The 17198-nt window shown below is 68.3% G+C and carries 18 protein-coding genes; 12 read left to right on the top strand and 6 right to left on the bottom strand.

Annotated elements, in window-relative coordinates:
• Window positions 1-16 precede the first annotated feature (16 nt).
• The 6 genes from NS1_RS40585 to NS1_RS35600 all read left to right on the top strand — a co-directional run bounded on the left by NS1_RS40585 (window position 17) and on the right by NS1_RS35600 (window position 5578).
• Complete coding sequence (locus NS1_RS40585; RefSeq protein WP_174562711.1) at window positions 17-1222, top strand: TtfA family protein; 1206 nt, start codon at window positions 17-19, stop codon at window positions 1220-1222.
• Between the two features lie 54 nt (window positions 1223-1276).
• Window positions 1277-2083 (top strand): SDR family NAD(P)-dependent oxidoreductase, encoded by an 807-nt coding sequence (locus tag NS1_RS35580; protein ID WP_062991707.1) that lies wholly within the window; start codon window positions 1277-1279, stop codon window positions 2081-2083.
• A 5-nt stretch (window positions 2084-2088) separates the two neighbouring features.
• On the top strand, window positions 2089-2652 hold the full coding sequence (pyrE, locus tag NS1_RS35585; RefSeq protein WP_056823404.1) for an orotate phosphoribosyltransferase: 564 nt from the start codon (window positions 2089-2091) through the stop codon (window positions 2650-2652).
• Window positions 2653-2721: 69 nt separating this feature from the next.
• Window positions 2722-3780 (top strand): beta-ketoacyl-ACP synthase 3, encoded by a 1059-nt coding sequence (locus NS1_RS35590; protein WP_062991708.1) that lies wholly within the window; start codon window positions 2722-2724, stop codon window positions 3778-3780.
• Between the two features lies 1 nt (window position 3781).
• Entirely contained in the window at window positions 3782-4468 is a 687-nt protein-coding gene (locus tag NS1_RS35595; RefSeq protein ID WP_062991710.1) for a lysoplasmalogenase family protein, read from the top strand.
• Window positions 4469-4564: 96 nt separating this feature from the next.
• Window positions 4565-5578, top strand: coding sequence for an alpha/beta fold hydrolase (locus NS1_RS35600; RefSeq protein WP_062991712.1), 1014 nt, complete (start codon window positions 4565-4567; stop codon window positions 5576-5578).
• On the opposite strand, the gene NS1_RS35605 is transcribed toward NS1_RS35600, so the two are convergent.
• On the bottom strand, window positions 5562-6008 hold the full coding sequence (locus tag NS1_RS35605; RefSeq protein WP_062991714.1) for a hypothetical protein: 447 nt from the start codon (window positions 6006-6008) through the stop codon (window positions 5562-5564). The two genes, NS1_RS35600 and NS1_RS35605, sit on opposite strands and share 17 nt — an antisense overlap.
• A 71-nt stretch (window positions 6009-6079) precedes the next feature.
• On the opposite strand from NS1_RS35605, the gene NS1_RS35610 reads away from it, so the two are divergent.
• From NS1_RS35610 to NS1_RS35620, 3 genes are all read left to right on the top strand, one after another.
• Window positions 6080-6382, top strand: a complete 303-nt coding sequence (locus tag NS1_RS35610; protein WP_062991716.1) for a hypothetical protein — start codon at window positions 6080-6082, stop codon at window positions 6380-6382.
• Window positions 6383-6403: 21 nt separating this feature from the next.
• Window positions 6404-7069 carry a TrmH family RNA methyltransferase gene (locus NS1_RS35615; RefSeq protein ID WP_062991718.1) on the top strand — a complete coding sequence of 222 codons (666 nt, stop codon included), beginning with the start codon at window positions 6404-6406 and terminating at the stop codon, window positions 7067-7069.
• Window positions 7070-7164: 95 nt separating this feature from the next.
• Window positions 7165-8292, top strand: a complete 1128-nt coding sequence (locus tag NS1_RS35620) for a glycoside hydrolase family 76 protein (RefSeq protein WP_062991762.1) — start codon at window positions 7165-7167, stop codon at window positions 8290-8292.
• A 1-nt stretch (window position 8293) separates the two neighbouring features.
• Here the strand turns inward: NS1_RS35620 and NS1_RS35625 are convergent, their stop codons facing one another.
• Window positions 8294-8959: a DedA family protein gene (locus tag NS1_RS35625; RefSeq protein WP_062991720.1), complete on the bottom strand. Its 666-nt coding sequence runs from the start codon at window positions 8957-8959 to the stop codon at window positions 8294-8296.
• 32 nt (window positions 8960-8991) lie between these two features.
• Window positions 8992-9648 carry a DedA family protein gene (locus NS1_RS35630; RefSeq protein ID WP_056824144.1) on the bottom strand — a complete coding sequence of 219 codons (657 nt, stop codon included), beginning with the start codon at window positions 9646-9648 and terminating at the stop codon, window positions 8992-8994.
• Between the two features lie 212 nt (window positions 9649-9860).
• On the opposite strand from NS1_RS35630, the gene fbaA reads away from it, so the two are divergent.
• The gene (gene fbaA / locus NS1_RS35635; RefSeq protein WP_056823378.1) at window positions 9861-10898 is read left to right on the top strand and encodes a class II fructose-bisphosphate aldolase; all 1038 of its coding nucleotides are present in this window, start codon (window positions 9861-9863) and stop codon (window positions 10896-10898) included.
• A gap of 30 nt (window positions 10899-10928) precedes the next feature.
• A complete protein-coding gene (locus tag NS1_RS35640; protein WP_062991722.1) occupies window positions 10929-12047 on the top strand; it encodes a BTAD domain-containing putative transcriptional regulator in 1119 nt (372 codons plus the stop codon).
• Between the two features lie 13 nt (window positions 12048-12060).
• Here the strand turns inward: NS1_RS35640 and NS1_RS35645 are convergent, their stop codons facing one another.
• Entirely contained in the window at window positions 12061-12879 is an 819-nt protein-coding gene (locus tag NS1_RS35645; RefSeq protein WP_084504759.1) for an AraC family transcriptional regulator, read from the bottom strand.
• Window positions 12880-12967: 88 nt separating this feature from the next.
• On the opposite strand from NS1_RS35645, the gene NS1_RS35650 reads away from it, so the two are divergent.
• A complete protein-coding gene (locus tag NS1_RS35650) occupies window positions 12968-13645 on the top strand; it encodes an alpha/beta fold hydrolase (protein ID WP_062991724.1) in 678 nt (225 codons plus the stop codon).
• 34 nt (window positions 13646-13679) lie between these two features.
• On the opposite strand, the gene NS1_RS35655 is transcribed toward NS1_RS35650, so the two are convergent.
• Window positions 13680-14738, bottom strand: coding sequence for a fused (3R)-hydroxyacyl-ACP dehydratase subunits HadA/HadB (locus NS1_RS35655; RefSeq protein WP_062991727.1), 1059 nt, complete (start codon window positions 14736-14738; stop codon window positions 13680-13682).
• 98 nt (window positions 14739-14836) lie between these two features.
• The gene (locus NS1_RS35660; protein WP_157125580.1) at window positions 14837-16324 is read right to left on the bottom strand and encodes an Rv0361 family membrane protein; all 1488 of its coding nucleotides are present in this window, start codon (window positions 16322-16324) and stop codon (window positions 14837-14839) included.
• Between the last annotated feature and the right edge of the window lie 874 nt (window positions 16325-17198).

The following is a 17198-nucleotide window of genomic DNA, read 5'->3' on the forward strand; positions in this document are numbered from 1 at the left end:
GATAGGCTAGGCGACGATGACGGCTATGTGGTTCGGGTTAGCAGCGATCGCACTCGTGGGTGCGGTAGTTCTGCTGTATTTCGATCGGGTCCAGCGGCAGCGCACCGGACACGCGAGACAGGTGTGGGCGAAGTCCCAGGGCTACACCTACGTGTCGGTGGAGCCCGCCCTCGCCTCGACGTGGCGTCGTGGCGCGCTGGCCAAGCTCGGCTACCTCTCGGCGGTCGATGTGGTCTCCGGTATTCGCAAGGGCGAGAAGTTCGTGCTCTTCGACCTGGAGGACGCGGCGACCCTGGTGGCCGTGCGCCGCCAGATCGGCTCCGAGATCGACGTCGACATGCGGCTCAAGACCGCCGCGCCGCCGAAGGACCACGATCTGGAACTGCTCGGCGCCATCGGCGACCGGGTCGTGTTCGCCACCGATCCGGAGATCGCGCGCCACGCGGTAGATCAGCGGATGGTGGGCTTCATCGAGTCGCTGTCCGACACCGTGCAGATGCTGTGGAGTGAGGGCAACTGGACCCTCGGCATGCTGCCCGTCGGCAGCGGATCCAAGGACTGGGAGACCGCGATCGACGTGGTGCTTCGTCTGTCCGGCCTGCTGCACGTGCTGCCGCCGGTGGCCGAGCCCAACGAATTCAACCGTCCGCGCTCCAGCGCGAATCTGGCGCCGGGCTTCCGGCCCGAGTACGACGAAGACGACGACGAGCGCGAATTCGCTTCGGATCGTGACGAATTCGCCGACGCCGAAGAGCGTGGCCGCGCCCGCTTCCCCGGCCCCGACGAACTCGAGGCCGACGACGAGCCCTACGCCACCCGAGGCGCGGCGGCACGCCTGCCCGAGACCGACAAGCCCTATGACAGTCGTGGCGCCGCGGCCGGCATCGACGACGCCGAGCGCCAGCCCGCGCGCGGCGCTGCCGCCCGTCCGGACGACGACTCCTACGCCGGCGGCCGACCCCGCGACGATCGCGCCCCGATCGGCGGACGTGCCCCCGCGCTGCCCGCCGATTACGACCCCGATCTCGACGACCCCGAATTCGAAGACCAGCCCGCACCTGGACGCCGTCCGCTCGGCGAACCGCCCAAGCGCCCGTCGCTGGCCGTGGTCCCCGAGCCGCGTCCCCGCACCGAGCCACCACTCGACGACGCTGAACCGGGTCGGCCGGGCGGGCCGTTCCACCCGGGTTTCCGCCCGTACCAGGGCCCCGTACCGAAGTGATCCGCCTGCCGCGGTAGTCGTCGCGGCACCCTCCTCGACCGGAATCGATCTGCGATGACCGATAGTCCTCTGCGCCTGCCCGGCGTACACCGCCCCGTCGCGATGATCACCGGACCGACGTCCGGCATCGGGCAGGGCTTCGCCCACCGCCTCGCGGCCCTCGGCTACGACCTGGTTCTCGTCGCCAGAAACGAACAACGACTACGGGAACTCGCCGACGAGCTGGCCCGCCGTTTCGCCACCTCGTCCGAGGTCCTCGTCGCCGACCTGGCCGATGACGACGACCGCGCCCGCGTCGCCGCCCGCGCCGCGAGCGGCATCGAATTCCTCGTCAACAACGCGGGTTTCGCGCATTCGGGTGAGTTCTGGACGCTCGAGCCCGCTGAGCTGCAAGCCCAGCTCGACGTCAACGTCACCTCGGTCCTGCAACTCACCAGGGCGGCCCTGCCGCCGATGGTCGCGGCGGGCGCGGGTTCGATCGTGAATGTGGCGAGTGTGGCCGGGCTGATCCCCGGACGGGGGTCGACCTATTCGGCCTCCAAGGCCTACGTCGTATCCTTCACGGAGGGTTTGGCGGGTGGATTGGTGGGCACCGGTGTTCGCATCCAAGCGCTGTGCCCCGGATTCGTGCACACCGAGTTCCACGAGCGCGCAGGCATCGAGATGGGTTCCCTGCCCAAACGCCTGTGGCTCGACGTCGATCAGGTCGTCGACGGGTGCCTGCAAGATCTGGACTCCGGCCGGGTGATCAGCGTGCCCGGCGTGCAGTACAAGGTGCTCACCGCGGTTGCGGGCTTCGTCCCGCGCACCCTGGTGACCCGGATGAATCGCGGACTCTTCAACGCACGCGGAAGGACATGACTTAGATGATCGACCAAGCACGTCAGGCGCTCACGAAGGCCGATCGCGACCAGCTGGCCACCCTCGTGCGCGAGCTCGCGGTCGTGCACGGCAAGGTGACGCTGTCCTCGGGCAAGGAGGCCGACTACTACGTCGACCTGCGCCGCGCGACCCTGCACCACCAGGCGGCCCCGCTGATCGGCTCCCTGCTGCGCGAGCTCGTCGCCGACTGGGACTTCGACGCCGTCGGCGGGCTCACCATGGGCGCCGATCCGGTCGCGATGGCCGTGATGCACGCGCCGGGCCGTCCGATCGACGCTTTCGTGGTCCGCAAGGCCGCCAAGGCGCACGGCATGCAGCGCCAGATCGAGGGTCCCAACGTCGTCGGCAAGCGTGTGCTCGTCGTCGAGGACACCACCACCACCGGCAATTCGCCGCTCACCGCGGTGCGCGCGTTGCGTGACGCGGGCGCGATCGTGGTCGGCGTTGCCACCGTCGTCGACCGGGAAACCGGCGCTGACCAGGTGATCGCTGAGGAGGGGTTGGAATATCGATCCATCCTCGGCCTCGACGATCTTGCCCTGGGATAGCCTGAACAACGCCGAACCCGGACGACGACGTGGTCTGTCCGGAAAGTCTGAAGGACGTGTGAGTCACCTGTGGTGAGCATTGCAGTAAACAAAGGTCGCGACAACGTTGCGATGCTCGGGATCGGTGCCTACCGTCCGCAGCGCATCGTCACCAACGCCGAAGTGTGCGAGACCCTCGACTCGACGCCCGACTGGATCTTCGAGCGCACCGGTATCCACAACCGGCGCTGGATCAGTGGCGACGAGACGATCCGGTCGATCTCCGTGGCCGCGGGTGAGCGCGCACTGAACAACACCCCGATCGATCGAAGCAAGATCGGCGCGGTCATCCTGTGCACCTCGAGCTGGCTCAAGCTCACCCCGCACGGCGCCCCCTCGGTGGCCTTCGACCTCGGGCTCAACGGCGTCGCCGCCTTCGACTTGACGTCCGGCTGTGGTGGCTTCTGCTACGGGCTCGGCGTCGCCGCCGACGTGATCCGTGCCGGTTCGGTCGACTACGTGCTGGTGATCGGCGCCGAGACGATGACCGTCGGCCTCGATCCCACCGATCGCGGCACCGCGATGATCTTCGGTGACGGCGCGGGCGCTGTGGTCGTCGGCCCGGCCGAGGACAACGGCATCTCCCCGACGGTCTGGGGCAGCGACGGCGAGAACGCCGAAGCCATCGCCCAGGATGTCGATTTCCTGGCGTACATGAACAAGGCCCAGGCCCTGCAGGGCACCGATCCGGCGGTCGAGGCCGTCGGCCGGATGTCGCTGCGCATGGAGGGCCCGAAGGTCTTCCGCTGGGCCGCGGTCACCCTGCCGCGCGCGCTCTCGGCGGCGCTCGAGTCCTCCGGCGTGGCCAAGGAGGACATCGAGGTGTTCGTCCCGCACCAGGCCAACGCCCGGATCAACGAGCTGATGAAGAAGAACCTCGGCCTGGCCGAGGGTGTCCCGATCGCCAACGACATCGAGAACACCGGCAACACCTCCGCCGCCTCGGTGCCACTGGCGATCGAGGAAATGCTGGTCACCGGCAAGGCGAAGGGTGGTCAGCTCGCGCTGCTGCTCGGCTTCGGCGCGGGTCTGAGCTACGCGGGCCAGGTCGTCACCCTGCCGCCCGCCCCGAAGGAACCGAGCTTCTGACATGCGAAGGCTGCGCGTCGCTTACCTGGCGGCGGCGGCGGTCACCGTGTTCGGTGCCGTCACCGGCCGCGACCGCCTGCAATGGGTCGCCAAGCCACTGCTGATGCCGCTGCTCGCCGCCGACACGGTGACCAGCGGCGTCGAGCTGGATCCGGCCGAGCGTCGGTTGCTGCTCGGCTCGTTGGCCGCGGCCACCGTGGGTGACGTGCTGCTCCTCGATCCCGACGACGACCGCCGCCTCATCGCGGGCGCGTCGTCGTTCGCGGTCATGCAAACCGGCTACTCCCTGCTGTGGTGGAAACGGGGCGCCCGCCCGCGCCCTGAGATCGCCCTACCTCGAGTGGTGGCCTGGGTCGGCGCTGCGGGCCTGCTGCGCGCCAAAGCCCCGAACCTCGTCGTCCCGCTCACCGCCTACGGTGCGACGTTGGGCACGGCCGCGACGCTCGCTTCGGATCCAGCTCTCGCCCCGGATGCGAAAAACATCGCGGGCCTGAACATTCCGAACGCGGACCCACGCAGCGGCTACGGTCTCGGCGCCCTGCTGTTCACGATTTCGGACGGACTGATCGTCCTGCGCCGCCTGTTCGCCCGCGACGATCGCACCCGCCGGATCACCGAGGGCGCCATTCTGGCCACCTACACCGCCGCGCAATACCTGCTCACGGAGCCGCCGCCCCAGCACCGCTGATTTCGCGGATACATGGGAGGTGGCACAGCAGGCACCGTCACACGGCGCTTACCTCTGTGTTGTCGCGATGCAACACCTCGCGCGCACGCTTCCTAGATGAGCGGGGAAGCGCAGTTCATCGAGGTGCACGGGTATCGCCGGGCGTTCAGGATGGCCGGAACCGGTCCGCCGCTGCTGCTCATCCACGGCATCACCGACAGCTCCCTGACCTGGGCGCCGGTTTTCGACGCGCTGGCCGAGCACTACACCGTGATCGCGCCCGACCTGCTCGGCCACGGTGACTCGGATAAACCGCGTGGCGACTACGCCGTGGCGGCCTATGCCAACGGCATGCGCGATCTGCTCAGCATCCTCGGGATCGAGCGGATCACTGTCGTCGGGCACTCCCTCGGCGGCGGGGTGGCCATGCAGTTCGCCTATCAGTTCCCCGAGAAGGTGGAGCGGATCGCGCTGGTGTGCCCGGCGGGGATGGGTGCGGGCGTGCATCCCGCTTTTCGGCTCGCGACGCTGGCGGGCGCGGGCCCAGCGCTGAAGGCGATCACCAGTTGGCCGGTGCGCACCGCCGTGCGCGCCGCGATCCCGGTGGTGACGGCGGCGGGTGGACTCGGCCTCGGCCCCGACGCCGAATACGTGCTCAGCCTCTACGGCCACCTCTCCGACGCCGGCGCCCGCAATGCCTTTCTGCGCACCATTCGCGCCGCCGCCGACCGTCGCGGCCAGACCATCACCATGCTCGACCGCGGCTACCTCGCCGCCCACCTCCCGACGCTGGTCGTCGGCGGCACCCGCGACACCGTCATCCCGTCGGGTCACGCCGATCGCGCCCACCGCGCCTTCCCTGGCAGTCGCATCGAAATCTTCGTCGGCGCGGGCCATTTCCCCCACCACTTCGACCCGACCCGCTTCGTCGAACTGATCCTCTCCTTCATCGCGGAGACCGAGCCCGCGGTCTTCGACCCCCTCCGCTGGCAGCGCACTCTCCGCCGCGGCCGCCCGATCGTCGGCCTCCCGTCACCCACACCGTCGAACGCGCCCGTGCCGTCGGTCGAGCCCGCACCGTCGGTCGAGCCCGCGCCCACGGACACACCCGCGCTCACAGCACCAGGATGATCCGATCGCGGTCCTGCGGGTCCACCCGAATCGGAACTGTCTCTCCCACAACCATTCTCGCCTTGTGTACCGGCATCACATCCACCACGATCGTCCCGTGGTAGCTCTCGGCCCCCGGCACCGTGAGCTCCACATCGAACTCGGTCAGTTCACTCGCGTGATCGGTCCGACTCAACGGATGCACCCCATCGATCCGCGCCCACCCCTCCAGCCCGTGCTTGCGCAGCTGCCGATCCGCCCGCGTCGGCATCGAAGCCCACGCCATCGCGATCCCGCACGCCGAGCCGAACAACCCGACCATGATCATCACCTGATACGGCAGGGTCCCCGGCGGTGCGTGAGGAGCCAACCACGCCAGCCACACCGCGAGCGCGATCAGATACCCCGCCACGACGCCGATCAGCGCCCGCGATACCCGCTCATGATCCATCTCGCTCACCACCCGAAGTCGGTGTTCTTCCAGGGTAAGCGCCCTGCGGCCGCCGCGATTACCCTTGGTCCATGAGCTATCCGCCCCAGGGCTATTACCCGCGCCCGCCGGAGCACCCCGAGTCGACGACGGTCCTCATCCTCGGCATCCTCGGACTGGCCCTGTGCGGCCTGTGTGCCCCGTTCGCCTGGGTGAAGGGGCGCAAGGTCGTCGCCGAGATCGATGCCTCCGGTGGGCAGATCGGTGGCCGCTCACAGGCCAACGCCGGCTACGTCATGGGCATCGTCGGCAGCTGCGTCCTCGGTGTGTCGATCCTCGTCGTGGCCGGTTCGGTGCTGCTGCTGGTAATGACGGCCGATTCTTCGACCTACTGAGCTCCCACCTAGCATTGCCGGGTGAATGAACCAGAGGTCGCGGGCCCGACCGAGTGGGGCGAGCACCCGCACGGCCTCGGTCCGTGGGAGCAGGAATACGACACTCCCGCCCCTGCCGACGCCCGCTATGACCCCGTCCTGCTGGCCGAAGGCGACCGCCGCAATGTCGTCGACGCCTACCGCTACTGGACCCGCGAGGCGATCGTCGCCGACATCGATGCCCGCCGGTTCCCTTTCCACGTGGCCATCGAGAACTTCGGCCACGACGCCAATATCGGCACCGTCGTGCGCACCGCCAACGCCTTCGCCGCGGCGGCGGTACACATCGTCGGCAGGCGGCGCTGGAACCGCCGCGGCGCCATGGTCACCGATCGCTATCAGCACCTCGTCCACCACAGCGACCTCGCTGAACTGCGTGAATTCGCCACGCGCGAGGGTCTGACGGTTGTTGCCGTCGACAATGTGCCCGGCGCGGTCCCGCTGGAAACAGCCGATCTGCCGCGCAACTGCCTGCTGCTGTTCGGCCAGGAGGGCCCCGGCGTCAGTGATGACGCGAAAGACGCAGCGGCCCTGACTGTTTCGATCGCCCAGTTCGGATCCACCCGCAGCATCAACGCCGGTGTGGCCGCGGGCATCGCCATGCACGCCTGGATCCGTCAACACGCCGACCTGTCCGCGGCCTGGTAACGGAATGGGCACGGAATGTCGGTACCACCTGGCACCATGGAGCCATGACCTCGCGCAGCGGCCGGCGCCCCCAGCCCACTGATCGCGCCGGATCCATGCCCACCCCGGCGCTGTGGTCCGAGCGTGCCGATATGGCCGAGTCCGCGATCATCTCGCGGCATCTGCGAATGCTATGGGGTTGTCCCGGAACGGAATTGGGTGTTGTCGGCTGGCCGGCGACCCGCCGCGAACGGGGCTTCGCGGGCTGGCACTACTGGTGGCAGGCCCACCTGCTCGATGTGGCGGTCGACGCCGCCAATCGCGTGCCCACCCCCGCCCGGCGCAGGCGCATCGGCGCGATCGCCCGCGCCATCCGGCTGCGCAACCTCACCGGCTGGACCAACCGCTACTACGACGACATGGCCTGGCTGGCCATCGCACTGGAACGCGCCGAGCGTACCCAGGAACTCACCTCGGCCCGCAGCGGGCTGCTCGCCCTGGAACAGAAGCTCTACGGCGCCTGGGAACCCGAGGTCGGCGGCGGCATTCCGTGGCGGATCAAATCGGACTTCTTCAATGCCCCCGCCAACGGCCCGGCAGGCATCGCCCTCTTGCGCCTCGGTCGCGTGGAGCGCGCCCGCGAGATGGCCGACTGGATCGACGCCACCCTCCGCGACTCCGAATCCGGCCTGATCCTCGACGGCATCCACCTACCTTCCGGTGAGATCGAACGTCCGGTGTTCAGCTACTGCCAGGGTGTCGTCCTCGGCCTGGAAGCCGAGCTGGCTGTGCACACCGACGACGACGAACGTCACATCGAACGGGTCAGCTCACTGCTGGCCGCGGTGGAAGAACACATGACCACCCGCCTGGTGATCAACGGCGGCGGCGGCGGTGACGGCGGCCTGTTCAACGGCGTGCTGGCGCGCTACCTCGCCGTGGTCGCCCTGATGTTGCCAGGCGAGGGCAAGCAGGCCGAAACCGATCGGCGCACCGCCGCTGCCATCGTCAAAGCCTCGGCCACCGCCGCCTGGGCCAATCGGCTCGAGGTCGAGGGCGAGCCGCTGTTCGGGTACGACTGGTGCAAACCGGCTCGGCTACCCGGCGGCACGGCGGGCGCGGGCAAGTTCACCCCGGGCGGTTCGGTGACGGCCTCGGCGGTGCCGGAACGCGACTTGTCCGTGCAGCTGGCCGGCTGGATGCTGATGGAAGCGGCCTACCAGGTCAGCGCGGCCGGGCTGTAGCTCAGCGCTCGGCGTCGCCCGCGATGCTCGGCTCGAGGTCGTAATCGTCGACCGGTCGCGCCATCTCCTGGCGATAGTGCCGGATGCCGAGGAGGGTGCCGATGATCAGACCCACGATCAGCGTGCCGATCACGACGGGCATCAGCCACGGCACCTGCTCGAGGAACTCGCCCGCGTAATACCCGATCAACAACAGCACCGGCGCCCAGATTATCGCGCCGAGCGTGCTGGCGACGGTGTAGCGCCGGTGATCCATCCCGGCCGCGCCCGCCACCATCGGGCACAGCGTGCGCACCCACGGAATCCATCGGGCCACCAGCACCGCGAGGAACCCGTGCCGTTCGAGCAGACCGGTGACCTTGGCCAGATTCTTGGTGTTGATATAGCGGCCGTTCTTACGCGCCACCAGGCGATGCCCGGTACGCGCCCCGACGACATAGCCCACTTGATTACCCGCGATCGCCGCGAGCATGGTGCCCACCGACAACGCCCAGACCTGCGCTTCGCCATTGGCATGCGAGGCGAGCACGATGCCCGCGGTGATCAGCATCGAATCACCGGGCAGGAACAGCCCGATGATGAACGCACATTCGAGAAAGACGAAAACGAGCACCACCGCGCAGACCACAGCGGGGCCTGCCGAGATCAGCGGATCGAAGCTGCCCATAGCGAGGGTCGACGGTACTGCGGTCACAGGGATCAGTGCGTCTCGTTCGTCGAAGCAGCCAGCTCGCCGCTCTGGGCCGACGCGGCCGGTGCGTTGCGGCGCTCGAGCACCTTCTTACCGACCGTGATGATCGCGGGCAGGATCGAGACGAACACGATCAGCAGGAAGATTCCCTCGATGTGGTCGCGGATGAACGGCACATTGCCGAGGAAGTAGCCCAGGATCGTGACGCCGCCACCCCACAGGACCGCGCCGACGATGTCGAACGCCACGTACTTGCGGTAGCTCATCTGCGACACACCGGCCAGCACCGGCATGAACGTGCGCACGATCGGCACGAACCTGGCCAGGATGATGGTCTTGGGGCCGTGCTTCTCGAAGAACTCGTGCGTCTCGGTGACGTAGTGCTTCTTGAAGAAGCGGCTGTCTTCCTTGTTGAAGATGGCCGGACCGATCTTTCGGCCGATCCAATACGCACACTGGTCGCCGAGGAAGGCTGTGAGAATCACCAACGGTACGAGGACCCAGATCGAGAGGGTCGAGCCCGGTTGCGCGGCGAGCATGCCGCCGGTGAACAGCAGCGAGTCACCTGGCAGCAACGGGAACAGCAAACCGGTCTCGATGAAGACAATCGCCAGGATGGCGGGCAGCACCGCGTTCGCGAGCCAGGTCTCCTGGAGTAGATACATCGGGTCCAGCAACTGGGTCAACGCAAGGTTGGTCGTCACCGCATCGGATACCGCCAGCAAAGTCACGGCCCCCACAGTACCGGTCCGATCTGTGACACGAGTGCCCTGCGGGTGAACCTCGGCCCACCGGGTGATCTCGCGTTCGCCTTCCTAATTTAGGGTGTGGCCTGACAGAATTGGTTTTTGCTCCCCACAAGACGGAGGTCACTGCTGTGCCTATCGCGACCCCGGAGGTCTACGCCGAGATGCTCGGCCGGGCCAAGGCGCACTCGTTCGCATTCCCGGCTATCAACTGCACCTCGTCGGAGACGATCAACGCCGCCATCAAGGGCTTCGCCGACGCCGGCAGTGACGGCATCATCCAGTTCTCCACCGGTGGCGCCGAATTCGCTTCGGGCCTCGGCGTGAAGGACATGGTCACCGGCGCGGTGGCGCTGGCCGAGTACGCGCACGTCATCGCCGCGAAGTACGACGTGACGATCGCGCTGCACACCGATCACTGCCCCAAGGACAAGCTGGACACCTACGTGCGTCCGCTGATCGCGATCTCGCAGGAGCGCGTGAACAACGGCCAGAACCCGCTGTTCCAGTCGCACATGTGGGACGGCTCGGCCATCCCGATCGACGAGAACCTCGAAATCGCCAAGGAACTGCTGAAGGCCTGTCAGTCGGCCAACATCATTCTCGAGGTCGAGATCGGTGTCGTCGGCGGCGAGGAAGACGGCGTCGAGGCCGAGATCAACGACAAGCTCTACACCTCGCCCGAGGACTTCCAGAAGACCATCGAGGCGCTCGGTGCGGGCGAGAACGGGCAGTACCTGCTGGCCGCCACCTTCGGCAACGTGCACGGTGTGTACAAGCCGGGCAACGTGGTGCTCAAGCCCGAGGTGCTGGCCGAGGGCCAGCGCGTAGCCGCCGAGAAGCTGGGCCTCGAGTCCGGTGCGCAGCCGTTCGACTTCGTCTTCCACGGTGGTTCGGGCTCGCTGAAGTCCGAGATCGAGGACTCGCTGCGCTACGGCGTGGTGAAGATGAACGTCGACACCGACACCCAGTACGCCTTCACCCGCCCGGTCGCCGGTCACATGTTCGCCAACTACGACGGTGTGCTGAAGATCGACGGTGAGGTCGGCAACAAGAAGGTCTACGACCCGCGCAGCTACCTGAAGAAGGCCGAGGCTTCCATGGCCGAGCGCGTGACCGAGGCCTGCAACGACCTGAAGTCGGCCGGACGCTCCGTCAGCGGTTCCTGATTTTCGCACCAACAAACGGGGCCCGAGCTCATGAGTCTTGATGTCCGTGTGCTCGGGCCCGTTCGACTGCTCGTCGGCGGCGAGCCGGTAGCGGTCGGCGGGCCCAAGCCGCGCGCTCTCCTTGCCGCGCTCACCGTCAATCGGCGGCGCGCGGTGTCTTCTGCTGTGCTTGCCGAGATGGTGTGGAACGAGGATCCGCCGGATTCCTACGCCGCCAGCCTGCAGGTGTTCGTGTCGAATATTCGCAAGGCACTGCGCAACGCGGGGATCGATTCGGCACAGGTGTTGCGGACCGAGGGCGCTGGGTATCGGCTCGAAATCCCCGACACCGCCTGTGATCTCGGCCGGTTCGAGAGCGCGCGCGAAGCCGGTACGCGGTGTTTGGACGTGGGCGACCACCCCGGTGCCGCCAATCTTTTCGGTGCGGCACTGCGGGAATGGACAGGGCGGGCGCTGGCCGATCTGGTCGGATTGCAGTTCGCCGACGGTTTCGCCACCGCGATGAACGAGGAGCGGCTGCTCGCCGTCTCCGCCCGCGTCGACGCTGAAATCGCCTGCGGACGCGCTTCTTCGGTGATCGGCGAGCTGGTGTCGATGACCAACGAACATCCGCTGCGCGAGCCGCTGTGGGGCCAGCTGATCACCGCGCTGTACCTATCCGGGCGGCAGGCCGATGCGTTGGAGGCCTGCCGGCGGGTGCGGGGTGTGCTCGCCGAGGAGTTGGGCATCGATCCCGGAGCCGCGTTGATCGAGCTGGAGCGGCAGGTTCTGCGGCAGGAGCCGTTGAATGTGTTGGCTTCCAGGCGTTCTGATCAGGTGGCCGCGGCGATGACCGAGACTGTGACCGAGGTTCCGCAGTCGATCCGGAACGGCAATCTGCGATTCGCCGATGGGCGTACGCTGCCGATTCCGCACGGGGGGATCCGGATCGGCCGGATGACGGACAACGAGCTGGTGCTCGATGATCCGAAGGCCAGTCGGTATCACGCTCACATCATGCCCAGCCGGGCTGGGTTGTTGATCAAGGATCTGCACTCGGCCAACGGGGTCTATGTCAATGAGGTGCCTATTGACAGTGGTGCGTTGTTGGCCGATGGGGATGTAATCCGTATCGGGGGAACTGTTTTGGTGTTTATCGCGGTGAAGTAGGGGCGGCAGGGGTTTACCCGAGGTCGGTCACCGCGCTCTGACGGTTGGCTTGGTAGCGGCCAGGAGTGCTGCCGATGATGTTCGTGAAGGCGGTGATGAAGCCGCTGGGGTTGGCCCATCCGCAGGCGTAGGCGGTTCGAGTGATGTCGTATCCGTCGGCGAGAAGCACGAGGGCGTGGTAGATGCGTAGCTGAGTACGCCACTCGTAGAAGGTCATGCCGAACTCGTTGCGTAACAGCCGACTGAGGGTGCGGGAGCTGGCACCGATCGCCCTGCCGAGCTCGGCCATCGAGCTGCTCTCCGCCGGGTCGTCGGACAGTTTTCGCGCGAGGGCCCGCAGGCGGTCGTCCCGTGGTTCCGGCAGGTAGAGGGGCTGCTCGTGCGTCTCTCTGAGTTCATCGACGAGGACCCGAAGAAGGCGGGTGCGCGCCGAAGGGCTATAGCTCGGCGCGGCGTCGTCGTAGTTGTGCGGCCCGGTCAGGGCGAGCAGGAGCTCACGCGCGAGGTCAGTGGCCGAGAACACCACCGGCCGGTCCGGTATGCGCCTGGCCAGGGACGCCGGGAGGAAGACGATCCGCATGTCCGTGTCACCGTGGGCGCTGTGCCGGTGGGTGATTCCAGCGGGTGTCCACGCAATCCGGTTGGCGGGGACGATGGAGGTGCCCTCGTCGGAGTGGACGGTCAAAACACCGGTGGCTGCGTAGACCAGGTGCCCGCGTGCGTGCGACTGCACGGAGCTGGAGCCGCCCGACAGCCACAGGTGCCGTCCGCCGGACGGCCACACCAGCGAGGTCACGCCGGTGGGGTGGGGCGGTTGGCGAGGAATGGGCATCAGGAGGCAGTTTATCGGTGGCACGCCAGTCTGCGAAGTGGTGACCTGGTCTAGTCCTCGGTAAGCGATCCATCAAGGGAGATTCGCCATGGCAACGTTCATCCTCGTCCCCGGCGCGTGGCACGGCTCCTGGACGTTCGAGGCAGTGACCCCGCTGCTGGAGGCCGCCGGGCACACCGTCCACGCCCTGACGCTGACGGGACTGCGGCCCGACGATGATGACGCGACTGTGGCACGGACCAACCTCGACACACACGCCGATGACGTCGTGCGCCTACTGGAGACCGAGCAGATCACCGACGCGACGCTCGTCGGTCACAGCTATGGCGGGATGGTGATCTCAGCTGCGGCTGACCGCGGGGCGGGCCGCATCTCTCGTCTGGTTCATCTCGACGCCTACGTTCCGCGCGACGGCGACTCGTGCTGGTCCTCGACCACCGAGGCCTACCGGCAGTCGTTCATAGACGGCGCGGTGGACACGGGGTACGCCGTGCGCCCACCGTTTCGGGCCCCGCACGGCGGCGAACCTCGTCGCCGCCCCCACCCGCTAGCCTCCCTTGTGCAGAGAATCCGACTCACCGGCGCCGTCGATCGCATCCCCCGGCGCGACTTCCTCTATTGCTCCGGGTGGGAAGCCGAAACTCCCTTCGCCGCGCTCCGCGCCCGGCTGGAAGCCGATCCCGGCTGGCACGTCCACGACATCCCAGTCGGCCACAACGCGATGCGCGAGGCCCCAAATGTTGTCGCCGACCTACTGCTGACCTGAAGAGTCGGTCGTGGGAGCGGGGCCGGGTGGTTGGTTACGTCAGGCGGATTTCGGCTGCTGCTCGGCCGAAGAGCTTGCGGCCCTCGGAGATTCCGCTCAGCAGGACTGTTGCCGCGCGGCGGTCGGAGTCTACCGACTTGATCTTTCCGGAGAACTCGATGACGCCTGCCTCGGCGGGGGGAACCGGGACGAATCCCGAGAAGCGGACGCTCAGCTTCTCGATGGCGGTGGGGTCGCCGAGCCAATCGGTCAGGTACTGCGCGGCCAGGCCCATGGTGAGTAGGCCGTGGGCCACCACGGTGGGCAGGCCCGCAAGTTCGGCTGCGCGGTCGCTGAAGTGGATCGGGTTGGGGTCGCCGGAGACGCCTGCGTAGTTGGCCAGGTCGCCGCGGGTCAGGCGGGCGGTGGCGGGGGGAAGTTCGGTTCCCTTTGCCAGAGTGTCGAATTCGGGGGTGGTGTTGACCGCTACGGTTTCGCGCCGGGGGAGCGCGGGGGCGGGGCCGGTGAGGCGGATCAGGGGGTCACCGGTGCCGTCGCCGCCGATGGTGTCGGGGTGCGGGTGCATGCTGATGTTCTCGACGGCCTCGACGATATTGGGGTCCACCTCGACGCCGCGGCGGGCCACGATCATGGTGGTGCCCTGCACGGCGACCTGGCCGTGCTGGTTGCGCAGCGTGAAGCCGACGTTGATGAAGTCGTTGTCGCTGAACTGGCGGATCGACTCGATCTCGATCTCGGTGCTGATCCGGTCGCCGGCCAGCATCGGGTGGAACAGCTCGAACACCTGGTCGGTCTGCAGCACCTGCGACAGGTCGTACTCGCTGAGCACACTGTCGAGCAGGGCGCGGGTGGCCGTCATGCCGATCACCGACGCGAAGGTCGGCGGGGCGATCACGGCGTCGTAGCCGAGCTTGCGCGCGTCGACTTCCTGCTGATGGGCCGGGTGCAGATTCTGCACCGCCCTGGCGAATTCTCGGATCTTCTCGCGGCCGACTTCGTAGTGATCGCGGAACCCGAAGCGCTGACCGACCGGCGTCGCATCCGGGACCACAGCATCGATGTCCGGCTGCTCCACTGTCTGTTCCCTGCTCATGATCCGGAAAACTTTACTTGTTCAGCCGACTGGATCACCAGTTATGTGTGACCCGTCATAGCAGGCAGAAGTGCCCACTAGGACGGGTCGACGCATGATCAGGGGGTACCCGCGGGGTCACACACCTTCCAGCTACCGTCGGTGCGCTGCAGGTCGAACGTCCGCGCGGTCCGCTTCGACGGATCCGCCGAGGTGTACACCGTGGCCTGAGCCAGCGCCGTATCGCCGGTGATCCGTACCGCGTCCACACTGTCGACGACCGGGATGGAACCGCGCTCGGTCGAGACTTCGTGCACGCCCTTGAACTGTTCGGCGGTGATGCCCTGATAGAACGTGTGCAGCTCGCCGCACGTGCTCGCCCGCAGGTCCTCCAGGTCGCCGCTGCGCAGCGCGTCGGTGTAGTCCCCGATCACGGCCTTCACCTGACCCTCGGGCGAATCGTCCGTGCCGCCCATCAATGCCACGACTGTCGCGATCAAGGCGACGACCAGCACCGCGGCACCACCGGCGGCCAGCAGCCACTTCTTCGACTGCTTCGCGCCGGGTTCGCCCGGGGCCTCGCCCTGCGCCCCGATGCGCTGGGGCGGCGCGACCTGCCGCTGCCCCTCCGCCAGCTGCTGCGCGGGTCTAGTGGGCTGAATGTCGGCAGGCGAAGGCGCCGATCCACCCGTCCGCTGCGGCGCACCCGGCCCGCGCGGCGGTGAAGGCTGAGTCTCTTCGACCCCCAGCTGTTCCGCACCGCGCGAACCCTGCGGACCGGGGCCCGTCGGACCCTGCTGGCCGAGGCCCTGTTGCCCCGGTCCACCGGGCCGGGGGCCGACAGGTCCTTGCTGCGGACCGCGCGGCGGTCCCTGCTGACCAGGGCCCACCGGCCCGTGTTGCCCCGGACCGGCGGGGGACTGGCCCGGACCGGCGGGTCCGAGCTGGCCGGGCCCCTGCTGTCCGGCCTGCCGTGGTCCGGCCGGACCACGCGGCGTATTCGGCGGCGGAGTCATCGCGGGTCGTCCACCGGCGGGCGGCACCACCCGATCGGTCCCACCCGGACCGGCGGTCTTCGCCCGCTGTACCGGCATGGCGGTGGTCGGCGAATCCGCAGACGCCACCTTCATCGCCACGGTCTGATCCTCGGATGAGGGGACGTTGCCCGTCGGCTTGCTCGTGCTGAACTTCTCGGTCGCCTCGACGTCGACCGGCTTGTCGTCCCGCGAGGCCGCCGCTGCAGTCTCGGACGAATCGGCCTCGGGCCCTTCGGTCGAAGCGGCAGTCGGGTCATCGTCGGGCTCTGCCGCCGGGGCAGCACTGCGAGTGGTCTCGGACTCCTTCGAATCAGCCTCGGCCGCAGCCTTATCGGTGGCGCTCGGGGATGCACCGCCGTCCTGCGCGCGGGTGCTGGAGTCGCCGTCGGCCTTCGGGCCCCGGGCTTCCGATGCCTCGTCGGATCCGCTGGTCCCTGCCGCTACCGCGGCACCCGCGGCCGCGCCGCCCGCCGCCGCGGCAACCGAGCCGAGTTCGGACTTGTCGCTCGGTGCGGAGGCATTGTCGTCCGTCGCGTCTGATGGGTCGATGGTGAGATCAGCCCGGCTCATCGCGGCCGTCGGTACATCCGCTTGAGCCGACTTCGCTTGGTCGCCACCCATTTTCACCGTGCGGTCATCCGCCGAACCACGTCCAGCCGCCGGACTCCGACCGGGAATCGACATCGCGGTCGTCGGTGCGTCCGGGCCCGCGAGATCAGCGTCCTGCTCGACACGAGGCGCGGAGCTCGGAGCGTCCGGCATGCCGCCCTGATTCTTGCCGGGCAATCCCTTCGCCAGTCCGGCCAACGGCGACCCGGCACCGGCCGAATCCTGCTCCGGTCCTTGCTCTCCCGGCCGCCCCGCAGGGGCGTTCCCTTGCCGACCGACCGGTGCCGGTCCGCCGGGTCCGCTCACCCGCGGAGCGCCGCCCGGTCCGGCAGGGCGCGGTCCCGCGTTACCCGGCCCGCCTGGCTGCCGAGCACCGGGCGCGCCGGCAGGGCCGCCTCCTACTCGTGGTGCACCGGTCGGCGACCCCGGTCCACCGTTCGGCCCGCGTCCACCGCCCTGCGACGGCCCGCGTCCCGCTTGGGGTCCGTTCACCGGGCCCGGCCCACCGGCCGGAGCCCCGGGCCGTGGGCCACCCTGGCCCGGATGCTGTTGTGCACCAGGTGCGTTGCCAGGTCGACCCGAAAATTGCTGCGCGCCGGGCACATTGCCCGGCTGTCCCGCGCTCGGCCCGTTACCCGGTCGCGAACCACCCGGCGTGAACCCTGGCCGGCCCCGGGACTGCTGCGCCCCCGGACCCGAAGGCTGTTGTCCACCAGGCGTATTCCCCGGCCGCGCGGAGCCCTGCCCCACGCCGGGTGCGGCGCCGCCCGGCCGTCCACCGGTGGGATTGCCCTGCGGAGCCCGAGGTCCGCCCTGCGGAGATCCGCCCCCATTG

Source organism: Nocardia salmonicida NBRC 13393, from assembly GCF_001613085.1.
Lineage (GTDB): Bacteria > Actinomycetota > Actinomycetes > Mycobacteriales > Mycobacteriaceae > Nocardia > Nocardia salmonicida.

Coding starts and splice junctions, on each gene's coding strand:
- NS1_RS40585 (WP_174562711.1), top strand. CDS start 17: ATGACGGCTATGTGGTTCGGGTTAGCAGCGATCGCACTCGTGGGTGCG.
- NS1_RS35580 (WP_062991707.1), top strand. CDS start 1,277: ATGACCGATAGTCCTCTGCGCCTGCCCGGCGTACACCGCCCCGTCGCG.
- pyrE (WP_056823404.1), top strand. CDS start 2,089: ATGATCGACCAAGCACGTCAGGCGCTCACGAAGGCCGATCGCGACCAG.
- NS1_RS35595 (WP_062991710.1), top strand. CDS start 3,782: ATGCGAAGGCTGCGCGTCGCTTACCTGGCGGCGGCGGCGGTCACCGTG.
- NS1_RS35600 (WP_062991712.1), top strand. CDS start 4,565: ATGAGCGGGGAAGCGCAGTTCATCGAGGTGCACGGGTATCGCCGGGCG.
- NS1_RS35605 (WP_062991714.1), bottom strand. CDS start 6,008: ATGGATCATGAGCGGGTATCGCGGGCGCTGATCGGCGTCGTGGCGGGG.
- NS1_RS35610 (WP_062991716.1), top strand. CDS start 6,080: ATGAGCTATCCGCCCCAGGGCTATTACCCGCGCCCGCCGGAGCACCCC.
- NS1_RS35620 (WP_062991762.1), top strand. CDS start 7,165: ATGCCCACCCCGGCGCTGTGGTCCGAGCGTGCCGATATGGCCGAGTCC.
- NS1_RS35625 (WP_062991720.1), bottom strand. CDS start 8,959: ATGGGCAGCTTCGATCCGCTGATCTCGGCAGGCCCCGCTGTGGTCTGC.
- NS1_RS35630 (WP_056824144.1), bottom strand. CDS start 9,648: ATGTATCTACTCCAGGAGACCTGGCTCGCGAACGCGGTGCTGCCCGCC.
- NS1_RS35640 (WP_062991722.1), top strand. CDS start 10,929: ATGAGTCTTGATGTCCGTGTGCTCGGGCCCGTTCGACTGCTCGTCGGC.
- NS1_RS35645 (WP_084504759.1), bottom strand. CDS start 12,879: ATGCCCATTCCTCGCCAACCGCCCCACCCCACCGGCGTGACCTCGCTG.
- NS1_RS35650 (WP_062991724.1), top strand. CDS start 12,968: ATGGCAACGTTCATCCTCGTCCCCGGCGCGTGGCACGGCTCCTGGACG.
- NS1_RS35655 (WP_062991727.1), bottom strand. CDS start 14,738: ATGAGCAGGGAACAGACAGTGGAGCAGCCGGACATCGATGCTGTGGTC.
- NS1_RS35660 (WP_157125580.1), bottom strand. CDS start 16,324: ATGAGCCGGGCTGATCTCACCATCGACCCATCAGACGCGACGGACGAC.